This is a genomic window from Mucilaginibacter sp. P5_A4 (genome assembly GCF_056400605.1).
Genome location: NZ_JBFUKX010000042.1, coordinates 43,922 through 65,173 on the forward strand (window position 1 = coordinate 43,922; position 21,252 = coordinate 65,173).

The 21,252-nt window shown below is 42.2% G+C and carries 8 protein-coding genes; all 8 read right to left on the bottom strand.

The genetic code is table 11. From position 1 onward, the window contains the following. Positions 1-115: 115 nt before the first annotated feature. A complete protein-coding gene (locus AC1DQW_RS21080; RefSeq protein WP_477455864.1) occupies positions 116-1,045 on the bottom strand; it encodes a PorP/SprF family type IX secretion system membrane protein in 930 nt (309 codons plus the stop codon). 21 nt (positions 1,046-1,066) lie between these two features. Continuing rightward, the gene (locus AC1DQW_RS21085) at positions 1,067-9,598 is read right to left on the bottom strand and encodes a LamG-like jellyroll fold domain-containing protein (protein ID WP_477455865.1); all 8,532 of its coding nucleotides are present in this window, start codon (positions 9,596-9,598) and stop codon (positions 1,067-1,069) included. Between the two features lie 697 nt (positions 9,599-10,295). Continuing rightward, a complete protein-coding gene (locus AC1DQW_RS21090) occupies positions 10,296-14,393 on the bottom strand; it encodes a hybrid sensor histidine kinase/response regulator transcription factor (RefSeq protein WP_477455866.1) in 4,098 nt (1,365 codons plus the stop codon). A gap of 244 nt (positions 14,394-14,637) precedes the next feature. Then, complete coding sequence (locus AC1DQW_RS21095; protein ID WP_477455893.1) at positions 14,638-14,904, bottom strand: RNA polymerase sigma factor; 267 nt, start codon at positions 14,902-14,904, stop codon at positions 14,638-14,640. Beyond that, positions 14,846-15,112 (bottom strand): RNA polymerase sigma factor, encoded by a 267-nt coding sequence (locus AC1DQW_RS21100; RefSeq protein ID WP_477455867.1) that lies wholly within the window; start codon positions 15,110-15,112, stop codon positions 14,846-14,848. Before AC1DQW_RS21100 ends, AC1DQW_RS21095 begins: the two co-directional genes overlap by 59 nt. A gap of 734 nt (positions 15,113-15,846) precedes the next feature. Then, positions 15,847-16,902, bottom strand: a complete 1,056-nt coding sequence (locus AC1DQW_RS21105) for a glycoside hydrolase family 43 protein (protein WP_477455868.1) — start codon at positions 16,900-16,902, stop codon at positions 15,847-15,849. A gap of 43 nt (positions 16,903-16,945) precedes the next feature. Next, positions 16,946-19,537 (bottom strand): alpha-L-arabinofuranosidase C-terminal domain-containing protein, encoded by a 2,592-nt coding sequence (locus AC1DQW_RS21110; protein ID WP_477455869.1) that lies wholly within the window; start codon positions 19,535-19,537, stop codon positions 16,946-16,948. Positions 19,538-19,686: 149 nt separating this feature from the next. Then, positions 19,687-21,192: a family 43 glycosylhydrolase gene (locus AC1DQW_RS21115; RefSeq protein WP_477455870.1), complete on the bottom strand. Its 1,506-nt coding sequence runs from the start codon at positions 21,190-21,192 to the stop codon at positions 19,687-19,689. Positions 21,193-21,252 lie beyond the last annotated feature (60 nt).

Consider the following 21,252-nt stretch of genomic DNA (forward strand, 5'->3'; position numbering starts at 1 on the left):
TATATTAACTAAGACGAGTAATTTCTTTCCAGATACTCATGGAATACGTATAGTATCATTCGCATTCTCTATCGTGATCTGTCTATGGGGCAGATCGTGGAAGAATTAGTTTTATTCAGAGTATTGGAGTAGTGGTTATCCTACCAAACCGGTAGCTCAGTGATATCTCATGAGTAGCATTATTAAAGCCGCCGAGGTTGGCTGATGAGGTACCTAATTGGTAGCTGTAACCGATGTGAAAGGCATTCATGTTTAATGTAAGAATCCCCGCCATGGTCTTATCGGTACGGTAGTTGATGCCAAGCCCCAGGGTCTCTTTTATATACAATGTACCAGATATATCCGCAATAAGCGGCACTCCTTTTGCGTAGGCAACCAATGTTGCCGGTTTAAATTTGATATCCTCGTTGATATTGGCAAGCAATGCCCCCGAAAAGTAATAATGGCTCCTGAAATTGGAATTGTTTTGTACAGATGCGGTTCCCAAACTGGTTATGGTAAGCTCGGGTGCCGAGATTCCCAGGTAGTACCAACCGGTATAATAGATTACGCCAAAGCCAATATTGGGCTTGGTTCCCCTAACATCATTCCTGAAGGTTGGATCTGAAGAATCCAATGTAGAGTAATTGGCTGCATAGCTCCGTACACCCGCATTGATCGACACCGCTAAATAACTCTCTGAATTTAACTGAACCCCTTTTGCAAAATAGGCATTTACTTCGGTTTGATGTTCAATGGCCAACTGGTTATTAAATACGATTAGTCCTGCTGCACCATCAATCGATTCGATAGGCAGGTTCCCGTTGATCAGGTAGGTTACCGGCGCCCCGTCTATCCCTACCCATTGCTTGCGTGCCAGGGTATAAATTGAGCCTACTTTATCTAAAAGCGAATAGGCCGGGTTAAACGGCGTTAGGTTATCCATGTACTGCGTATAACTGAAGGCCTGCTGCTGGGCACCAGCGCTGTTGCCTGTTACTATAAGTAACAGGCACAGGCTTAATGCAACAAGCAGGGGTTTCTTGTTATTATAAATTTTATTCATATCCGGGATCATGCCGTGCTATTAGTATTTAATGATGATGAAACCCGTTTTATGTTTATTTTCTTCACCCTTCTTATATTCCAGCGTGTAAAAATAGGTGCCCGGCTGCTGCATGGCGCCGCCTATGCTGGAATGCCCGTCGAACACTTTCGAGCTGTTATCATAGCCTTTTGCTTCAAATATTTTAACACCACTGCGGTTCATGATCGTTAATTTATTATCCGGGTAAGCCGTTAATCCGTCTATGATCAGCACATCATTAATACCATCCCCATTGGGCGAAAGGCCCTGGTGCACTACAATTCCTTCGTTGATGATGTCGCGCTGCGGCGGAGCCAGGGCCAGCGGGGCGCTCTTGAATGACATGGAGCCTGCCGAAGGTTCTGTCCCGTAAATTAGCTGCCCTTTGTAATAAACCGTAATGTGGTTGTTCTCTTTCATCACATCTTTGGCCATGTAGGAGTAATCATTCAGCTCATTAAAGTTCGACCAGTCTGCTTTGACAATACGGTACTGAATGTTGCCCGATGAACTTAAAGGATAAAGGGTACCAGCTGAGGAATTTACCGCAAGCTCCAAATAAGTATCGGCCCCGGTAAGCGCAGTACCTAATGGTACAAAATTGCCCCTGATGTTACCGCTGCCTTTTTTAGCATAATCTATCCAATAGTTCAGGTTCTGGGTACCGTCTTTGGTAAACCAGTAACGGGCTGTAATGTCGCCAAAAGCTACCGGTACATTCCCGGTATTATTAATGGCCAGGTAGGTGCTGATGGTATTGCCGCTGGTAGCTGTGTTTTGATTCTGGTAAAACACGTTCAGGCTGGTAAGCGGGGTAGCAACAGCCGGCTCGGTTCCCCATATCAGCATCCCGTTGCGGTAAAGCGTAATATGATTGTTATTAGCATAGCTGCTGGTATTGCTTTGATGGGAATAATCATCCGCCTCGTTCAATAATCCCCAGTCCTGGTTGGCAAACCTGGATTGTATTTGCCCGGTATTGCTGTTAGCACCCAGGTTACCTGTTGCGGTGAAGCTATATTCCACGTAACCCAGGGCACCATTCCGGGGCTGATCCAACGGAACATATTTCATTTTTACATTACTGTTCCCCAGCTGGGCATAATCTATCCAGGTATTAATGCCGGCATAATTCTCTGCAGTGAACCAGTAACGCATGGTTAATTCGCTATAGGCTATGCCAACAGAATCGGCATTCACTACCTTCACATATGGGCGGGCGATGTTATTGGTCAGTTGTCCGGCATCGCCATCCTGGTACTGCACCTGCAGGTTAAGCGGGATAACGGTAAAGGTTTGGCTACGCGTTGTGTCTTTATAAGTTGCATTACCCGGCTGGCTGGCAGTAATAACAGTTGTTCCGGTTCCTACAATATGAACCAGTCCGTTTGTTATGGTGGCAACGTTTGTATTACTGCTGCCAAAGCTTACCGGCAGGCCCGATGAAGCGGTTGCGGAAATGCTAAAATCAGCATCGCCTGGTCTTTTAGCAGGCAGGGAATTGAAAGTAATAGTTTGAGCCAGTTTGTTTACCGTAAGGCTTTGCGTTACCGAAGTTGCAGGAAGATAGATAGCACTTCCGTTTTGCAGCGCAGTAATGCTCACCGTACCAGCTCCTTTGATGTGAATTTTCCCGTTTACGATGGCTGCAACTGTGGTATCGGAGCTTGCGTAGGATACCAATAGGCCTGAGCTTGCAGTGGCACCTGCATCAAAATCGGTATCATTTACATTTTTCGAGGGAAGTACATTAAACGCGATAGTTTGAACTGCTTTTTGAACCGTGAGTGTTTGATTTATTGAAGTTGCCGCTTTGTAAGCAGTATTTCCGGCCTGGGCAGCGGTAATGACAGCCGTTCCTGCTGATTTAATATGGATATTCCCATTAACAACAGTTGCAATTGTGGTGTCTGAGCTGTTAAAACTCAGGGGCAAACCAGAAGTTACCGAAGCACCGGGAGCAAAGTCTGCGTCTGTTACAGATTTGACAGGTATAGCGGCAAAATTTATAATTTGATCGCCTAACATATCTGAAGCTATTTCTGAGGAAATCAACGCTCTGCCGTATATTTTAAAATTATCGATGGACCCATTGAACATCGGATCGGAGAACTGAGATTTACCCAGGTAGTTAAGCGTGGTATTTCCAAGCACCGACGGTTTAATAGTAATGTTTGTTGATGAAGCAACGGATGCGCCGTTTACATATATCGTAGTGGTGTTTCCTGCCCGTGTTACCGCCAGGTAGGTCCAGGTATTTAATGGGAACGTGTAATTATAGCTAAGACTCTGTTCTGCAGTCGAACCGTTCTTGGTACCATAACGAATAATGGACTTACCACTGGAAACACCGGCCTGAACCGTAAGGAACATATATTGCGTAGCGCCCGACCCAAAATCAAACACACGCATCCAGGTGCTCAGTGCATCCATTCTTACCCATGCAGATATGGTAAAATCATTCAACGTACTCGTAATACCCGCCGGAAGCGTTGCATATGAAGTAGCTGTGCCATCCAGTTTAAGAGATGTTCCGTATTGTCCTGCATTCCGGGTTGCAGTGGCTGCTAATGTACCGTGATTGGCTCCCCAACTGTCGATGGCGCGAGTTCCGCTTGTTTCGTCAAATTTCAGGTAACTAACCTGACCAACATTAGGTAATGCCACTACCTCAGCGCTCGGAGGCATTTCACCTACACTATCAACCGAAGCAACTACATAGTAATAAGTAGTTCCATTAGCAATATTGGTATCGGTAAACCTGGTAGTGCTCACATTTCCGATAGTGGTATAAGGCCCGCCAGATGTGGTTGAACGCTTAACATTATACGTCAAATTCTGAATAGCATCCCACTCCATGATGTTTTTAGCATCGCCTGCTGCAACTATAACATTACTTACTGCAGTATTCTGTACGGTTAACGTAATAGTTTGCGTACCTGTACTACTACCATTGCTGGCAGTTAAGGCGATAGGAAAAGTACCGTACACGGTAGGCGTACCGGATATTACACCCGTAGTACTGTTTAAACTTAAACCTGCCGGTAAGCCTGTTGCCGCAAAATTGCTGAGCGGCTTAGTGGTAATGGTATAAGTAAATGTTTTGCCAATTAAAGTTGTAGGCTGAGTATTGTTGGTAATGGCAACCGATAATACTTTTGTTTGTGCCGGCGCCGGCCAATAAACGCTATTTCCAGCTTGGGTAGCGGTAATGGTTGAGGTTCCGGTAGAAAGAACGTGAACTTTACCATTCAAAATTTTTGCGACCGTAGTGTCCGAACTGGTATAGGTTACCGGAAGGCCCGAAGAGGCGGTAGCAGCAGGATCAAAATCATCATCGCCCATTAATTTTGAGGCAATAGAATTTAGCGTTATGGTTTGACTTAAATAACCGGCAGCAATTTCAGATGCACTTAAAGCCCTGTTGTAAATCTTAAATTCATCAATTGAACCTTTAAACATAGCATCAGGAAACTGAGATTTACCCAAGTAATTTAGGGTGGTACTGTCAATATCAGCTGGCTTGATCGTAATAGCTGTAGTAGTAGTAACTAAAGAGCCGTTAATATACATACTGAATGTAGTACCCGACTGAGTAATTGCAAAGTGTGTCCAGGTATTAAGCGGAACAGTGTAAGTATAGTTCAGCCCTTGTTCTGAACCTCCATTTTTAATCCCGAAACGTACCTGGCCGGCAATTCCGGTTTGTACGGATAAATACAGGTACTTGGATGTTCCTGTTCCAAAATCAAATACACGCATCCAGTTTGCTAATGCATCCATTTTCACCCATGAGGATATGGTATAATCAGATAAAGGCTTCACTATACCCGTTGGAAGGGTAGCATATGAAGTAGCGGTTGCATCCAGTTTAAGTGCCTGTCCGCTTCTGCCAGTACTACCGCTTGCAGTGGCTGCTAATGTTCCGTGGTTTGCACCCCAGCTATCTATGCTCCGGGTTCCGCTCGCTTCGTCAAATTTCAGGTAAGTAAGTTGCCCGGTATTTGGTGTTGCCACTACCTGGGCACTGATGGGATTTTCGCCTATACTATCCACAGCAGCTACTACATAGTAATACGTGGTTCCATTGCTCACGTTTGTATCGGTGAACTTTGTACCCGAAACCGAACCGATGGTAGTATAAGTTCCCCCCGAGGTAGTTGAACGTTTAACATGGTAGCTAAAGTTTACCACCGGGTTCCACTCAACTATATTCTTAGCATCGCCGGAGGCAACTATAACACCTTGTACCGTAGTGCTTAAAATTGTTAATGATAAGGCAGCTGTATCTGCCCCGGCTTGATTTGAAACGATTAAAGAAACAGCAAAAACTCCCGGTACAGTTGGAGTTCCGGATATTACGCCGGTAGTAGCATTTAAGCTTAAACCGGCAGGAAGCCCGGTAGCATTAAAGCTGGTTGGCGATTTAATACCTGTAATACTGTAAGAGAATGATCTGCCAATCAACGCGGTATCTGCTAATGCACTGGTAATCGCCACCGGTATGGTACGGTCGTCCAATAGCTGAACATCGTTACCTGTTCCTCCTCTGTAAGTGATACGGAAACTATACCCTCCTGCCGAAATAAGAGACATTTCGGGCAGGTTGTTGAAAATTCCGTTAATAGGCGAAGTTCCACTATTGTTAATAATCGTATATGAAGCTCCTGATGGCAGTGTACCCGCAATAGGAATTAATGCAAGCTTTGGCTTATTTAGCAACGTCACTGTTTTAGCTGTAACACTATCGCCAACACCTGTACCCAAATTCAGTTCGGCCTGGTAGGTAGCGTCAGACTTTAAGGTAAGGCTTGCAACACTTAAAGTGCCCACCTTTAAAAATCCCGGCTCCAATATTGCACCTGCACCAGATCCGGTTCCAAGAGTTGCCGAGGACTGAGTTAGTCCCCAGCCTCCCAGTGAACCTTGTTCTATAATTACCGGACTAACAAAAACCCCACTGGTTGGGTTATTGTTTATCAATAATTTCCCTCCTTTTACGGTGGTAGTTCCGCCATAAGCCTGGTTACCCCACATTTCTAAAACGCCGGTACCTATTTTTTCAATTATCAAACTACTGCCATTAGCGTTAATGGTTCCGCCATAACTGGAATAAGTGTTAAGGGCGCCAATACTGATAACAGGCGCACCGCCCGCATCGGCACGGATATAACCACGACCGTTGAGTGCACCGAAGTTTAGCGTTCCACTTGAAAAACCGATACTTTGACAATCAACGGCATTCGCATCTAATAACCAGTTTGCGTTTGCACTACCTGATTCGGGAACTCCGAAACGTATTCGCTGTTTACCGCTTCTCAACTTTGAGATAAAGGTGCCGGTAAATTGGCTATTGTCGCCCAGGAGATTAAGGCCTGCATAATCATTCCCGTCATGCTGCAGGGTACCGGAGCCTAATAGTTTTCCGTAAAGAGATATTGAATTAACATCTTCATACATAAAACTGGTTCCGGGCAATACTTCTATGTCGTTATACAATTTGAGGTCGGCACCGGCCGTAGCTTGCAGCGCCCCTCCATTCATCTGAATTTTGCCTACACCCAATGGGCCTGCTGTAGGATTGCTTGCAGTTCCGGTTCCCAGGCCCGCTGCCGCTACAGTACCACCACTAATAATTGTGTTTCCTGAATAGGTATTATTACTATTTCCTTTAACGTATAAAACAGCCGCCCCGGATTTCATTAAGGAACCTGTTCCGCTTATACCTCCGTTCAAAACAACGTCGCCTGCGGCGCTATTTACGTTTAACTGATTAGTTAGCAGTAACGGAGTGGCTAAAGTCTGAGGTCTGGATGAGTTGTTAACCAGGTCATTCTTCATTGTCAGGGCATTACCAAAGATGATATTTCCGTTGGCAGCTGCGCCAAATTGAATTCTTGAGGCTACCAAACCAGTAATATCATTAGTTAAAAGGCTATCACTTGCCGCACCAAAAGTTATAATGGCTGGATTTACCGGAACTATATTTTCAACCCAGTTGCCTGCAAGGTTCAACGAATCTGTAATGGCTGTTGGGCTCCATGTAAATGAGTTTGCACCAGGTACGCCAAAAGCTTCCGGCGAATTAGCACTTTCTTTTGTAGCGCCTACAGAAGAGACAACATAATAATAAGAATTTCCATTACTAACATTGATATCGGCATAGGTATTAGCTGACACATTGGCTACGGTAATATAAGGGCCTCCGCTTACTGTGCCCCGTTTTACATTATAAGTAGCTGCTCCTGAAGCGCTGTTCCAGCTCAGATCAACTTCGTTGTTTTTATTAACCACTGTGGGTTGTGCCGGGGCTGCAGGAGGAACGGCAGCAAAAACTTCGTTTGAATTACCGCTTTCTTTATCCCCTGTAAGGGCCGTAACAACATAATAGTTATTCACTTCCGGTACAGGAGATACATCCGTAAAACCAGTACCGGTAATTCCTGTCTGAATTGTTGTATAAGTTCCCCCGGGAGTTAGCGACCGTTTTACCGAATAACTGGTTGCATTAGCTGAAGCTACCCAGGTAAGATTAACTTGTGTAGTGTTAACAACCGATGCCGCAACAGAAGCAGGCGCCGCGGGCGTTTGGTTATTTATCGTGTTAAGTATCAGCGTTGCTGTACCTGTTCCGCTGGCATTGGTAGCAGCTATGGAAATTTCGCTTTGCCCTATTGTGATTGGCGTACCAGAAATAATGCCGGTTGCCGTATTAATGCTAAGCCCTGCCGGCAAGCCACTGGCACTATAGGAAGATGCATTAGCACTGGCAATAATGCTATAACTAAACGATGCACCAATGGTAGCTGTGGCTGTGGTAGCACTGCTGATCTCCGGAGAGCCGGCTGGCGCGGTTTGACTATAGGCCACATTACTGAACGTGGCAGTATTTAACGCCGACGTATTGTTTGAGAGGGTATAAAATCCTGCGTACAAATTAGTTGGAAAACCCGTTGCAGAATACCAGCAACCATCATTAGTCCAGTTAACACCATCCTGCGTATGATACACAAATATGCGGGTGCCTACACGCTCAATTTTTAGCCACCAGGGAGCTTTGGGTTGCCAATGCCTGCCGGCACCGCCGGTAGCGTTAAGATAAAGATCATAAAAAGCTGAACCGGGGGCTAATGACTCGCGTAACATGACACCGCAGCCTCCGGTAGTAAGCGACATATTCTCAACTTTTACCACAAGACCGGCATCGCCGCTAACTTTTTTAAAATTGAAGCTGAAAGCTGTACTGGTAGATGTGCCGGCCCCTTTAAGTGTCCAGATCCCGTTACTGTATGAAGCGCTGCCTGCCAACCCGGTATTACCGATATCTATATTGGTGAGGTTGCTCACCGCCTGCACATGATCGGCAGGATAATAAACAGGAGATAAACTATGTGCGGTAGAAGTATCGGATGATTTCAGATATAAAAAATCACCACCGGCCGGAGAATAATTAGTGGCCCCGGACTGCATCAATGCGGCCCTCATCCTGTCGGTATTAGGGGTGGCTACCCCCTTACGTACATTATAAGCGCTGTAAATGAGGTTGGTCATATCGCCGGCCCTTGCTCCGGGCTGAATCCCCCAGCTGGTCCAATAACTTGCATATCCCCCAAACGGGATATAAGTCATGGTAGCTCCGTCAAAGGCGTATTTATGATAAAGCTCGCCGATTGCCAATACCCGGTTATCCAGTTCGGCAAACATATCTATCCCCTGCTTGTAGGCAACTTCTGCGCCCCAGGCCAGGGCAGCTGCCTGCACGCGCCAATGGTCGTCGCGGCCTGCATCCCCAACTTCGCCATTGGGCAGTGAATTGCGCATGCCTCCCCCGGCATCCATCCTGTAAACCTCCACCGCCTGATTAAACCGGGTGGCATCATCACAAAAAACAGACGCAGCCAGGGCTATTTTTAACTGAAGAGCGCCTTTGTTCTGGTCGCGTAAGGGACCAGGCACCCAGGAAGTTGGAAATAACACATTAGCAAAATAATTTTTTACATGCTGTGTATTGGCCGCGGTCCAGCCGGGAAAAGTAGAGCGGAGTATTTCGGCACCTACGCCCCAATACTGGGCATAATCGCCAATATCCAGCATAGATTCATTACCACCCCAGGTGGTATTGGTTACCGCCCAGCCATCAAGTATATTAGTAGCTTTTCGGGCATAAGTTGAATCTCCTGTAAACCACCACATAAACGCCAGGTTGTGGATAGCAATCATATCATTCTTCCATTGTCCGTTATTCAAATCGGGAGCACGGGTTACGGTTTGCTGCGGCGCAGCAGGAGAGTAACTTAGTTGGGAATGGTAGTCACTCTTAAATGTATTGTAAGCCGAAAGCCAGGGCTCTTTGGTAATATTGGCTTTGAGCTGGTCCAGGTCGGCCCGGTTAAAGGCCACACCGGGATGTACAAAAGTTTGGGCCTTCACAGGTGAAATACCTGAAAGAATCAGGCCGATACTGGTTAGTAAAAGAAAAACGGATTTTCTTTGCCTTATCCGTTTCAATTGGTCAAGTAAATGTTTCATCATATCGGGGTTTTAACTTAGGTTAGAAACTCATGAAAAGTTTTACATATGACTGATGATGTATTGATCAAATACTCTGTGCTGTAGAGATTTCGGTAAAAAAAGATTATTATTTAATTCCGACAGTTGATCAGTCAACCGGTTTGTAAATCAGGCTGTGCAAATTGAATTTAGACAGCATGGAGATTTGGGTAGTTCTACCAAATGGATAATATGGGTTATGACAAAAAGCGCTCAAGGCTCTTTTCCTGAAAATGTATGCCAATGCGGTTCGATTAAGCACATCGCCCGCCAATGCATATTGAGATATCAAGCAGAAAGGAGATCAGAAAACTGAGTAAAACTATAATAAATGAGTGGCCGAATCCGGCAATGTTAGATATTAACTCCCCCAAAGTGGGTTAACATAGCTTAACACATTTCAAACACAACACGATATTAACACTTAACAATCAGTGAATTACGTTTTTTACATAATTAACACTAAACTGATGTATCGCGCAATTTAGGCGCATTCAAATATTTGTGCCTTTTGTTGGCCAATACAGGTACCGAAGGGACCTGGATCATTTAACCAGGATCAGGCAATAAAAACAAAGGTATCGTTTGATGCTTATATCTTCCTTACGTTATAAGCTATTCCGTTAGCTATTATTAATAACAGCTAATCGTCGTTAACTATTTAGATCCGTTTGCCTTGTTAACTCCCCGGGGCTTTTAAAAAATTACGACGATATTTTTTAATATACTCTGAAGGGTTTATTCCAAAAACCCTATGAAACTGTTTCCGGAAATATCGGGAATCATTGATACCAACTTCGTACGCAACCTCTTTAACCTGGATATCTGTTTTGATCATCAGTTCGGCTGCTTTTTTAAGCCGGATATACCGGATAAATTCGCTGATAGAGAGGCCTGAGATAGATTTAACCTTTCTAAACACATTCGATCGGCTCATTCTCATTTCCAGGATTAATACTTTTACATTAAAATCTTTATCCTTAAGATGCAGCTCAACAATCTCAGTCGCTTTCTTTAGGAAAGCACTATATTCTTCAGAAACTTTTTCGTTATTATTTTGAAGCGTAACGTCATTAATAAAATATTTTTTTAATGAATCACGTCCCTTCAATATGCTTTTAATCCGGGCTAAAAGTAATTCTCTTTCAAACGGCTTTGTAATATAATCATCTGCACCGCATTCAATACCTTTAAGTTTAATCTCCGGTGATGTCGTTCCGGTAAGCAGAATTACAGGAATGTGGCCAAACTCATCTGATTCTTTAACGTTGGAACAAAATTCTACGCCGCTTATTCCGGGCATAACGATATCAGATACTATAATATCTAATTCTTTGCTTCTGACAATGTTGAAGGCATCTTCGGCGTTCTCTGCTTTAAAAACGTTATAATGATCATGAAGAATTTGTTCAAGAAAATTCCTTATTTCGGTATTATCGTCCACTACAAGGACATTAGGTTTTCGTTCGACAACGTCGCTAAAAACTTGATCCATACTCTTTGAAATGGTTTTTTCGTCTTTAGATGCAGGCTCCGGAAAATCAATATACAGTTCGCCAAATAGATGAGCATCGGAAGATTTTTTTTCGTTTTGAAAATCCGGAGAAATGTTATCCATGTTCTTTGGCAATTGATAAGTAAACACCGTTCCAGCCTCGTCATCACTCGTATAGGTTAAGCTTCCTTTTTGCATTTCCGCAATTTTTTTGGAAACAAATAAGCCAATACCAAAACCACTTTTCCTCGCCGATTCTTTACGGTGATTAAGCCTGAAAAACTTATCAAATAATTGATCTCCAACATGAGGGGGGATGATAGGCCCTGTATTTTTCACTAACACCGAAACGCTATCAACATCATCCCTTAAAACAAAAGATACACTCCCCTTTTCGCCACAATATTTAATCGCATTAGATAAAAGATTAAACAACACTATCTCGATTTTCTCCCTATCGGCAAAAACAGGCAAACTGTTTGTTACATTATCAAAATGATATTTGATGTGTTTTGCCTTTATCTGGTTATTAAAGCATAAAAACACTTCATTGCACAGTTCACTTAAATTTAATATCTCGGGCTTTAGCTCAGATACATCGTTCTCGGCGCTTTTAAATAACAATAACTGATCTACCAGGCTCAAAAGCCGCCGTGTGTTTCTGTAAACTGCGCCCACATCAACAGAATGAATATTTACGCCATCGCTGTTAAGCAAGTCTTTTATCGGATTGACAATCAGGGTTAAAGGCGTCCTTAGTTCATGAGCAACATTTGTAAAAAATGATATTCGTTTTTCATTTAATTCAGCCTCCTTGGCCGCTTCAAGAGCAGTTAGTTTAACTTTATATTTAAAAAAATCTTTTTGTCTTTGATAACGAATATAAGTGTATACCCCCCCTCCGGCAAGTGTCAGATAGAGGCAGTACATCCACCAGGTTCGATACCACGGAGGTAAAACAGTAATCCTGACCATACGGCTTTGGGGATTCCAAACGCCGGATGCATTGGTAGATTTAATTTCGAGTGTATAACTACCGTCCATTAAACTTGCATAACTGATAGACCGAACTCCGTTTTTGATATAATTCCAGGCCTTGTCTTTTCCTCTTAGAATATAGGCATACTGTATTTTTTCTGGAAACGTATACTCCAAAGCTGCAAATTCCAGCGAAAACAATGATTTCTCGAATGGTAACGAAATACGACTAACTTCCTGAATACCAATAACATTATCAACATACTCACTCTGTGCTGTTATGGAGGTATTTAAGACGTTAACACCAGTAACAGTTAGGGCCGGGAAATTTTTATCTGCTTTAATGGCAGATGGGTTGAACACATTAAAGCCTTTTATGCCGCCGAATAATAATTCGCCAGAGCTTAATTTCGCCGAAGCATTATAGTAGAACTGATTTGACTGAAGACCATCATCAGCATGATAATTTTCAAAGCTTAACTGCTTCGGACTAAGTTTGGATAAACCATTATTAGTTGCCAGCCAGATATAGCCCTGATTATCTTCCTCTATATTTAAAATACCGTCATTGGGCAAGCCATCTTCTTCGGTATAAACGGAAAATTTGCTATTTCCTGGTGTTAATTTCCATAAACCACTTCCCTGTGATCCAATCCATACATTACCGGTTTTGTCAATTCTAATGGCTCTTACACAACTACCTATGCGATATTGAATAACTGCTCCGGATTTCTTGTTAAGCTTTAAAATGCTATTTACTGTACCAAGCCAAAAGTTACCCGAGTGGTCTTCTGCAATGGAAAATATATCCTTGTAAACAGCATACGGAACACTTTTAAACTGCTTGCTTGCTGCATCAAACTTATACAATCCTTTTGTTACATTACGTGCAGAAGGGCCTCTGAGGCAACTTACCCAAATATCCTTTTCCCTATCCATAAATAACCGGAAAGCATATATACTCCCCATGTTCTTTTGCTGAAACTGAACTTCTTCAAATGTTTGAGTTGCCTTATTAAACCTGGTAACCCCAGAACCATATGATCCAATCCAAACATTGCCTTTATCGTCTTTTATTATCGATGGAATTTGATTGGCTCCTAAATGACCTTTATCAACTTTAAAAAGATGATTTCTAAAATTATTGGTTTTCCTGTTCCAGATACTAATCCCTTTGCCGTCCGTTCCAATCCAGATATCATCACCATCTTCACAGAATGAAAAAACAGTGTTATGAGCTAAACTATTACTGTTAAAAGGTTCATTTTTGATAGTTTTAAAAATATCCTTCTTTTGGTCAATAATGTTAACTCCTCCTCTAATCGTTCCTATCCATTTTCGCGATTCCTTGTCAATAAAAATTGTACTTATTGCATTACTTAATAAAGATTTTTCAGATTGCGTGAAGGCCTTTAATACGGTTTTCGCAACAACGTCTATGGAGAACAGTCCGTCACCGTCGGTTGAAACCCATAATACACGGCCATTCTCGAAACAGACGTCCATGATACGGTTCACAGTCAACCCACCTGGAATGTCAAAAGGCTCTATTTTATCAGTACCATTATAGAATTTAAGCAGCCGCCCCGCATTGGAACCTATCCACAGGTTGCCGCTTGAGTCGAACGTCATGCATTTTCCGTTTTTTATAGTTGAATTGACAATCTCAACACGGTTCAATCTGGAATTGTAAATGCATAAGCCAACTCCCCTGCTTAATAGCCAAACGTTGGAGTTTTTATCTAAGCTAAGTGATTCGACACTATAATCTGTCCGCATAACAGCATTATCATACAAAGGTATTTGATGCAATACCATAGAAGAGTGTTTCAAAACCAATAAGCCAGAACCAGTCGATCCCACAAAAACATCATTGTCTTTCCGGGCCTTTAAACACTGTACCCAAGTACTAAAAGGCAAAACAGAACGATCAGGCAAACTTGCAGATATATAGCTTGCATTTGAAAATTTCAGACTTTTATAATCTAAAATGCTAAGCCCCTTCGATGTTCCTACATACAATTTACCATCGGGGGTTCCGGTTATACCATATACAGTGTTATCGTTCAAACTATACGGATCACGAACTCTTTTTCTATATTTTGCAAAACTATAACCGTCAAAGCGATTCAACCCGTCTAACGTGCCAAACCACATAAAACCATATTTGTCTTTATAAATACTGGTTACTGAGTTGTTGGATAATCCTTGTTCTAAACCTAAATAACCGAGATTTTGGGCGAAAGACGGATTTATAAATGCGATGAAGAGAAAAACAAAAATAATAAGAGATCGACAGGGCATTATGAATTCCGTTTAATAGGGTTACAGTGGCTCAAAATGAAATGTTGCAACAACAATCTTTATAATCAACACAAACACAAGTTAAGGAAAAAGGCATAATTATTCGCCGCTTTTTGTCCGAACCATTAAACCCATTTACTAAAAAATGATCGTACTACCTACAACCAAATATACTTCATCTAAAACTTATTTGTAATTCTAATGCACGCAAACTAAGTGATGGCAAAACGGTTTGTACAAAATGTCAGGCTACCCGTAGTTCATCTTCGGCTCCATACAATTCCCTCAACGTTTGAACCGCCCTATATACATGATTTACAACCGATTGATATCTTATACCAGTCATCGATCCAATCTCGGCACAAGTCAGTCCTTCAAAAAATCGGAGCCGAATTATTTCCTGCTGGCGGTCGGGCAAGCGATTTAACGCGTATTCAATCATTCTACTTTGCTTAAGCGTCGCTTCCAAGACAAACTGATCGCATAACAGCAAAGAAATATCCTTTAACATTTCCAATTGGACCAATTGATTCCTTTCTTAGCCATAATTTAATAAACACCTCCTGTATCAGATCATCGGTAAGCTCTTCGTCATTTACCATCCTGTTGCCTAAAGCATATAGCACAGGATAAAGATTTTGATGGATTATGGAATACGAACGTTTATTTCCTATACAAACCTCACTCCAAAGGTTGGATAGCTCCTCTAAATTTTTCATCATAATGGTTTTCTCAATTAGTATCTCGCAATACCCCGAGTTGATATTTTCTTATTTATATTGGTTCTGTATTCTTCCAAAACTCCTATCTGCCCGAGCGGTAAGGGAGTTCCTAACCACCTTTTAAACGCTAAATTGTTATGCCGTTAAAAAAGGTTGTTAGCCGGTGGAGTACGCTAAACTATCGCAAATTGGAACTCGCTGAGAGGCCTAGAACGGCCAATCGAAGGGGGTATAATAGATCAAAACGGGCCTGATTTTACCTTCTGTCAGTTTTTAATTTTTAATGCAGGGAATGAATGGATTAAGCTTTAGTCATCGCCGCTTATAATTAAAGAAACTTTGGGAATAATTAAATCGCCCCTTCGGCTAAAGAGGTCTTAAAATGTAACCTACGGGGCTTAATGTCTCGTTTTGGTTAGTTATACATTAATTAGATAACTTAGATTTATTGACGCAGGCATTCCTTCTAAATTGAACCTAAAGGTTAATTTAAAAGGAATTATATAACGAAATAAGGAATTAGAAGCTCCCTGAATCAGATGTTTAGTATCGGCGGGGTATCCTGGTCAAGTAAAAACATGATTTGATTAATGGGCCCATAAAAAGCCCATTGCAAATTCTGCCACTATGCGTAGTGTTTAAAGAGAAAAGAGTCGAAGTTTAGAAATTAACTTCAACTCTTAAAGTACGCCGTAAGCTATAGGCACGTCAATAACCTGCTTTAGGCGTTGTTAAAATTGAGCATTAAAATTCCACCTTTTAGCCAAAGCCTCTGCCTCCTTTTTTGTTAGCTGAATAACCGCACAGTGCTTAGGAGAAGAAAAGTTAGTCGCTTTCATGGGCCCGTCGTTGAAATGTCCAAGATTCTTAAAATTTATAAAATCGCTGGTTTCACTAAAGCCGAAGTTGTTAGGCGTTATGCCGTAGATATCGTAAATAAGAACCCATTTTTTTTCGCCGATCCGTTTGAATACCGTTGGTGCTTCGCATGCTTTAGGTTCCGGGTCGTACCATTTAGCATCGTAAACGTATCCCTTATTTAGTGATTTGGATACCGCTTGCTTAATACCGGGAGTACCATCATGAGGCACATAAAACAGGTGATAGTTTTTCCCTACCCGGGTTATATCTGCATCAATATAGGATACATTTTTCGGATACTCGAACAATAATTCCGGAGCTGTTTCCAGTTTGGTAAAATCATCGTTTACATAAGAATAATATATTTTGTTTTTGCCGTTTTTAAAACGCATAGTAAAATAGATCATCATTTTCTTTTGATCCTTATCATAAATGGTTTCGGGCGCCCAGGCACAACCTATATCTTCCAGGCCAGGAAACGCCTGATCCACCCTGACTATGCTGCGGCTCCAATTGATCAGATCCCATGATTTCATCAGCACCATCGAGCGATTATTTCCCCAGCCATACTCCTTATCCCTTTCCCACTCGGTGTCGCGATAGCCCGCTTTTTTAGCAAAGATGTGTAAATCTGTCATTGCTAAATAAAATGCGCCATCAGGGCCACGTGAAATATGGGGGTCGCGAATTCCTTTCTGTAAGGCAATTGTATCTCCCGCCATTACCGGCTTCCCGTTATTTATATCTGAAAATGAATAACCATCTTTACTTAATGCCATATAAAGGCTATGTGTCTCGTCCTTGAAATATACCATCAGGTAAGCGCTCATATCTTTCTCCTTAATTTTTTTCTGGGCTATAGCCTGTTGGGATATAAAAGTTACGACGACTAAAAGCTTAATGGCTATTATTATTCTTATTTTCATTGTTAAATTAATTTGTTTTGTTAAGACCAGTTCTCCGGAAATTCTATTTCGTTTTAACTCTCAGTATCGTGAATGAATACGGAGGCAATTCTGTTGAATTAATTTCGGCAAGTGGAGCCTCTGCAACTGCCGGCAAGATATTTTTATCAGTAAGTTGCCCCTGCAATACAGTTTTCGTTATTTTTTCTCCCAGAGGCGTAATATTTTTAAAATCAGTAAGCGCCTTAACGGCAACAGGAAGCAAGTTCACTAATTTAATGATCAGGTCCTTAGATTTTGAATCGCGTACAACTGATATAGCCACCCGCTTTTTTACCGCATCCTGGCTATTAGACAGGGTTACCGAAGCTGGCAGGTATTGGTCTCCCGAATTTTGGCCATAAAGTTTTTGCACCTGGTAAGCAGCTGTGAGCCTAACTTCAGTATTGTTAAAATATATCATATCAGGGTTCCATTGGGTGTGGCCTTCTTTGGCAAGTAAGGGAGCGTAAGAACTCATGCTTACCACATCAGCATTACGCTCCAGTGAAGTTAAATAAATAGCTTCAGATAAGGCAGATTCAAAATTAGCGCCCTGCCCTGGCACCGTTGCTGCATACTCACCCAGGTAAACTTTAGGTTTTGACCGGTCATAACTGTCGTAAAAATCCTGATTATTAATAAACCAGCCTGCTTTATTATAGTAATGCTCATCAACTATTGGAATCTTTAACCTGGATGCAACATCCCAGCCTTCCCGATAATCTGTACCTTCAAAACTTGGCCCGGCAGTTCCGATTACTATAATCTCGGGATGAGCCTTTTTCAAAGCATTAACAATCATTGTAAATCGCTCTTCAAATATATCGGTTATCAAATCTTCGTTCCCAACGCCGATATACTTTAAATTAAAAGGTTTGGGATGCCCGGCCTGAGCACGTATTTTCCCCCATTTGGTATTAACATCCCCGTTTGCCCATTCTACCAGATCGATTATATCCTGAACGTATTCATCCATTTGTTCCATTGGGATTCCGCCTTGCTGCCCGTTTCCTCCATCTCGGGAATTTTGGCAAGAAACGCCGGCGGCAACTACCGGGACAGGCTCCGCCCCTATATCTTCGCAAAATTGAAAATACTCGAAATAACCTAATCCAACAGACTGATGGTAATGCCATATATTACGTTGTGGTTTGCGCGCTTCCAGCGGCCCAATGGTATTTTTCCAACGATAAATATTGTTTAAACCATCTCCATGGGCTAAACAACCACCGGGAAACCTGACAAAACGAGGATGAATATCAGCGATAGTTTTTGCCAGATCGGCCCGCAACCCATTCGTTCTGCCTTTATAAGTATCCCGAGGAAATAGAGAAACCATATCAATGGCCAGCCTGCCAGCCTGAATAGCCTGCAATTCCAATTTCGCATCGGTAACGGTGGCATTTGAAGTAAGAACAGCTTTTGAATTTCTCCAGGGGCCTGAAGCAACAGCTATTATGGTTTCTCCAAACACGTCTCCATTATTCCCAATTAAACGAACTTTCAGATTTCCTTTCCCTTTATCTAATAGTTTAGCAAATAGAGAGAAATTATACTTTTCACCTTTTTTTAAAGCTATGCCGTCAAAGCCAGAATTGATAAGTGAGCCTCCATTCGCACTTGTTTTTAATACCGCATAGTGAAGATTATTGGGGTGAACAGGGGCAATAGAATCAATTGTAAAACTAACCCCCACTCCTGCTGAAGTCCAGGAATGAGAACGAGTCCAGCTTTTGTCACTTCCAAACTTATCGTGCAAATCGTATTCAAAGTCCCTGTTTTGAATGAGTTCTGCATATAATCCCCCGTCTGCAGCATAATTGAGGTCCTCAAAAAAGATGCCTATCAAGGTATTACTTATTGGTTTGGCGTTTTCTGCATTCACAGTAAATTTTGCTTCAATTGGTTTTAGTCCGGCAAACCGGTAAGCATCTTGCTGCGTCGTTTCCTCCTTTGCAATATTTTTGAAATTTCTGAGTTCGTACGCTTTAATCAGCCGGTCAACTACAGCCCATTTAACCCGATGAATTTGCCCGCTTACTTTACTGGAAGGCAGGTTAACATCAACTGAAGGGATGTAATCTTCAGCGGAAATTTCCCTTCCGCGGTCGTTTCTTTTAAAATCTTTCGTTTCAACGGCGAAAAACTTCCCCTTGGCATCTGTATAAGTAACCAAATAGTTTTTTTGGTTCAAATCAAATTTAATTCCGGGGCGAAGAAAATTCTGCCCTTTGCTTACCGCCGGATAACTCTGACGATTCCAGTCAATCAAATTCTCTGATGCTGCATGGGCGTAAATCTGTTCAGTAGCATTCAAACTCCATATACAATGCCACATCTTATCTGCACCAAAAATCACAAATGGATTAAACATCTTTTTCTGGGAGCCACCAGGGCCATAATCGCTTCGTAAAAATCCGTTTCCTCCTCCAATCAGGTTCCAATTCTTTTTATCAGGGCTCCATGCAAACTGAAGGCCCACCGAAGGGTTATTGGCTCCATACGAAAATAGATAAACGGAATCGGGCTGATCAACCAGAACAGGTTTTGAAGCAAAAGCGCACTGTATTAACAACACATGAAGTATTCCGACGAGCTTTAAAATTCGATTCATTTAGTTATAAGTGTATTTATCTGTGTGATTTCCTTTTGTTGATTGCTTATTTATCTATTTATATAAAAATAAAACAGACTTATCTCCAGTTAACGGGATTGTTCTATTTCTATATTCCAGTTCACGGGTACATAGGTATTACCATGTTGTCAATACACCTTAACTTCCCACAAACCGGGCGCGCCGGACAAGATGGTTAATTTGAGGAAACGGGTTTTCCCTATTTTATTGACCACTTCGGGAGAGTGAATCACCTGCGATGCGAGTGTATTTACTGTTTTCCATGCATGCCCATCTTCCGATTTCTCGATTTTAAAACTATGCCCCAGTGTAGATTTTACGAAAAAGAGCTCCAGGCTATTCACCCGCCTTATTGTGCCAAGATCAATCTGATACCAAGGTTCCTTATCGGCATTGTCGCTCATCCAAAAAGTTCCGTTTGAACCGTCAATAGCATTTTCTGGTTTAAAATCCATTATACGCTGAACGCTTACAAGTTCAGTTTCAACAAATTTGGGAGGCATAGCAATCAACTTATCAATTACCGTGTCGATAGTTGTTTTGATAACGGTATCCCTTCTCGAGCTCGAAGCCGTAACTTTAACAGGATGTATGAGGGTATTTTTGTTCAAATTGGGTATTCCCGCAATCCCGGTAGTATTTACCTGTGCGGGCTGAATGGTTCCATCGGCGTTAAACTGTAAGCGGTTAACAAAAACCTGACGGGTTGTGCCTCCCTGGCCGTATTCCAGATAAAAAAACAGATAATTATCTGAACCGGGGATACGCAGCACATTACCATGGCCCGGGCCCCAAACGCCTTTCGCAACATCGGATTTGAACACCATATCCTGCTCCGGGGCAACAAAGGGGCCCAATGGGCCGGTTTTACTCATCATATAGGCATAAGCATAGTTGGCTCCGCCCGATAATGTATAAAAATAGTAATAAATACCGTTTCGCTTAAATAAGAAGGGCCCCTCAGAATAACCGGATCTCTTGGTTGGAATAGATACTTCCGGGCCTTCAATAGTTTTCCAGTCTTTACTCAGTTTAGCCGCTTTTCTTCGGCGCCAGAAAATATAAGCCTGCCCATCCTCATCTACAAAGGGGTCTCCATCTATATCAGCCACGACAGGCTTAGTCTCTTCACTTTCTTTTTCCGGCTGATTAAAGAAAACACCTGATCCATTGCTGAATTTAAAAGGGCCTTCCGGCCTCTTTGCCGTTAAATGATAAGTACCGAGCCTTGCATCAGGCTTAACAATGGTAGCATACAGGTGATAAAGGTTATCTTTTTTAATTACCACACCAGGGGCCCAGTACCTGAAATATCCCGTTTTCTTTTTTCCTTCGGGGCCATAGGTGTAAGGTTTATTCCAATCAATACCTTGAAAAAGCGTTCCTTTATAGCTCCAGTTAACAAGGTCTTTTGAGGTCCATACAACAGGTGGCCCCATTTCCTGCAAATCACGGTCAATATCGGCCGTTCCATACAAATAGTACGTACCGTTAAAATTAACCACGGAGGGGTCGGCAACATAATCCGGGATAACCGGTTGAGGTAAAGGCTGATTATTCTGCTGCGCTTTAACTGCAAGCCCAACAAACAATAGCCATAATAAGACTAAATTTTTTAATAAACTATTATTCATAAGAGTAACTTACTTAAGTTTCCGATCACTTCCAACCATTTTTCAATGCTACTGATCGCG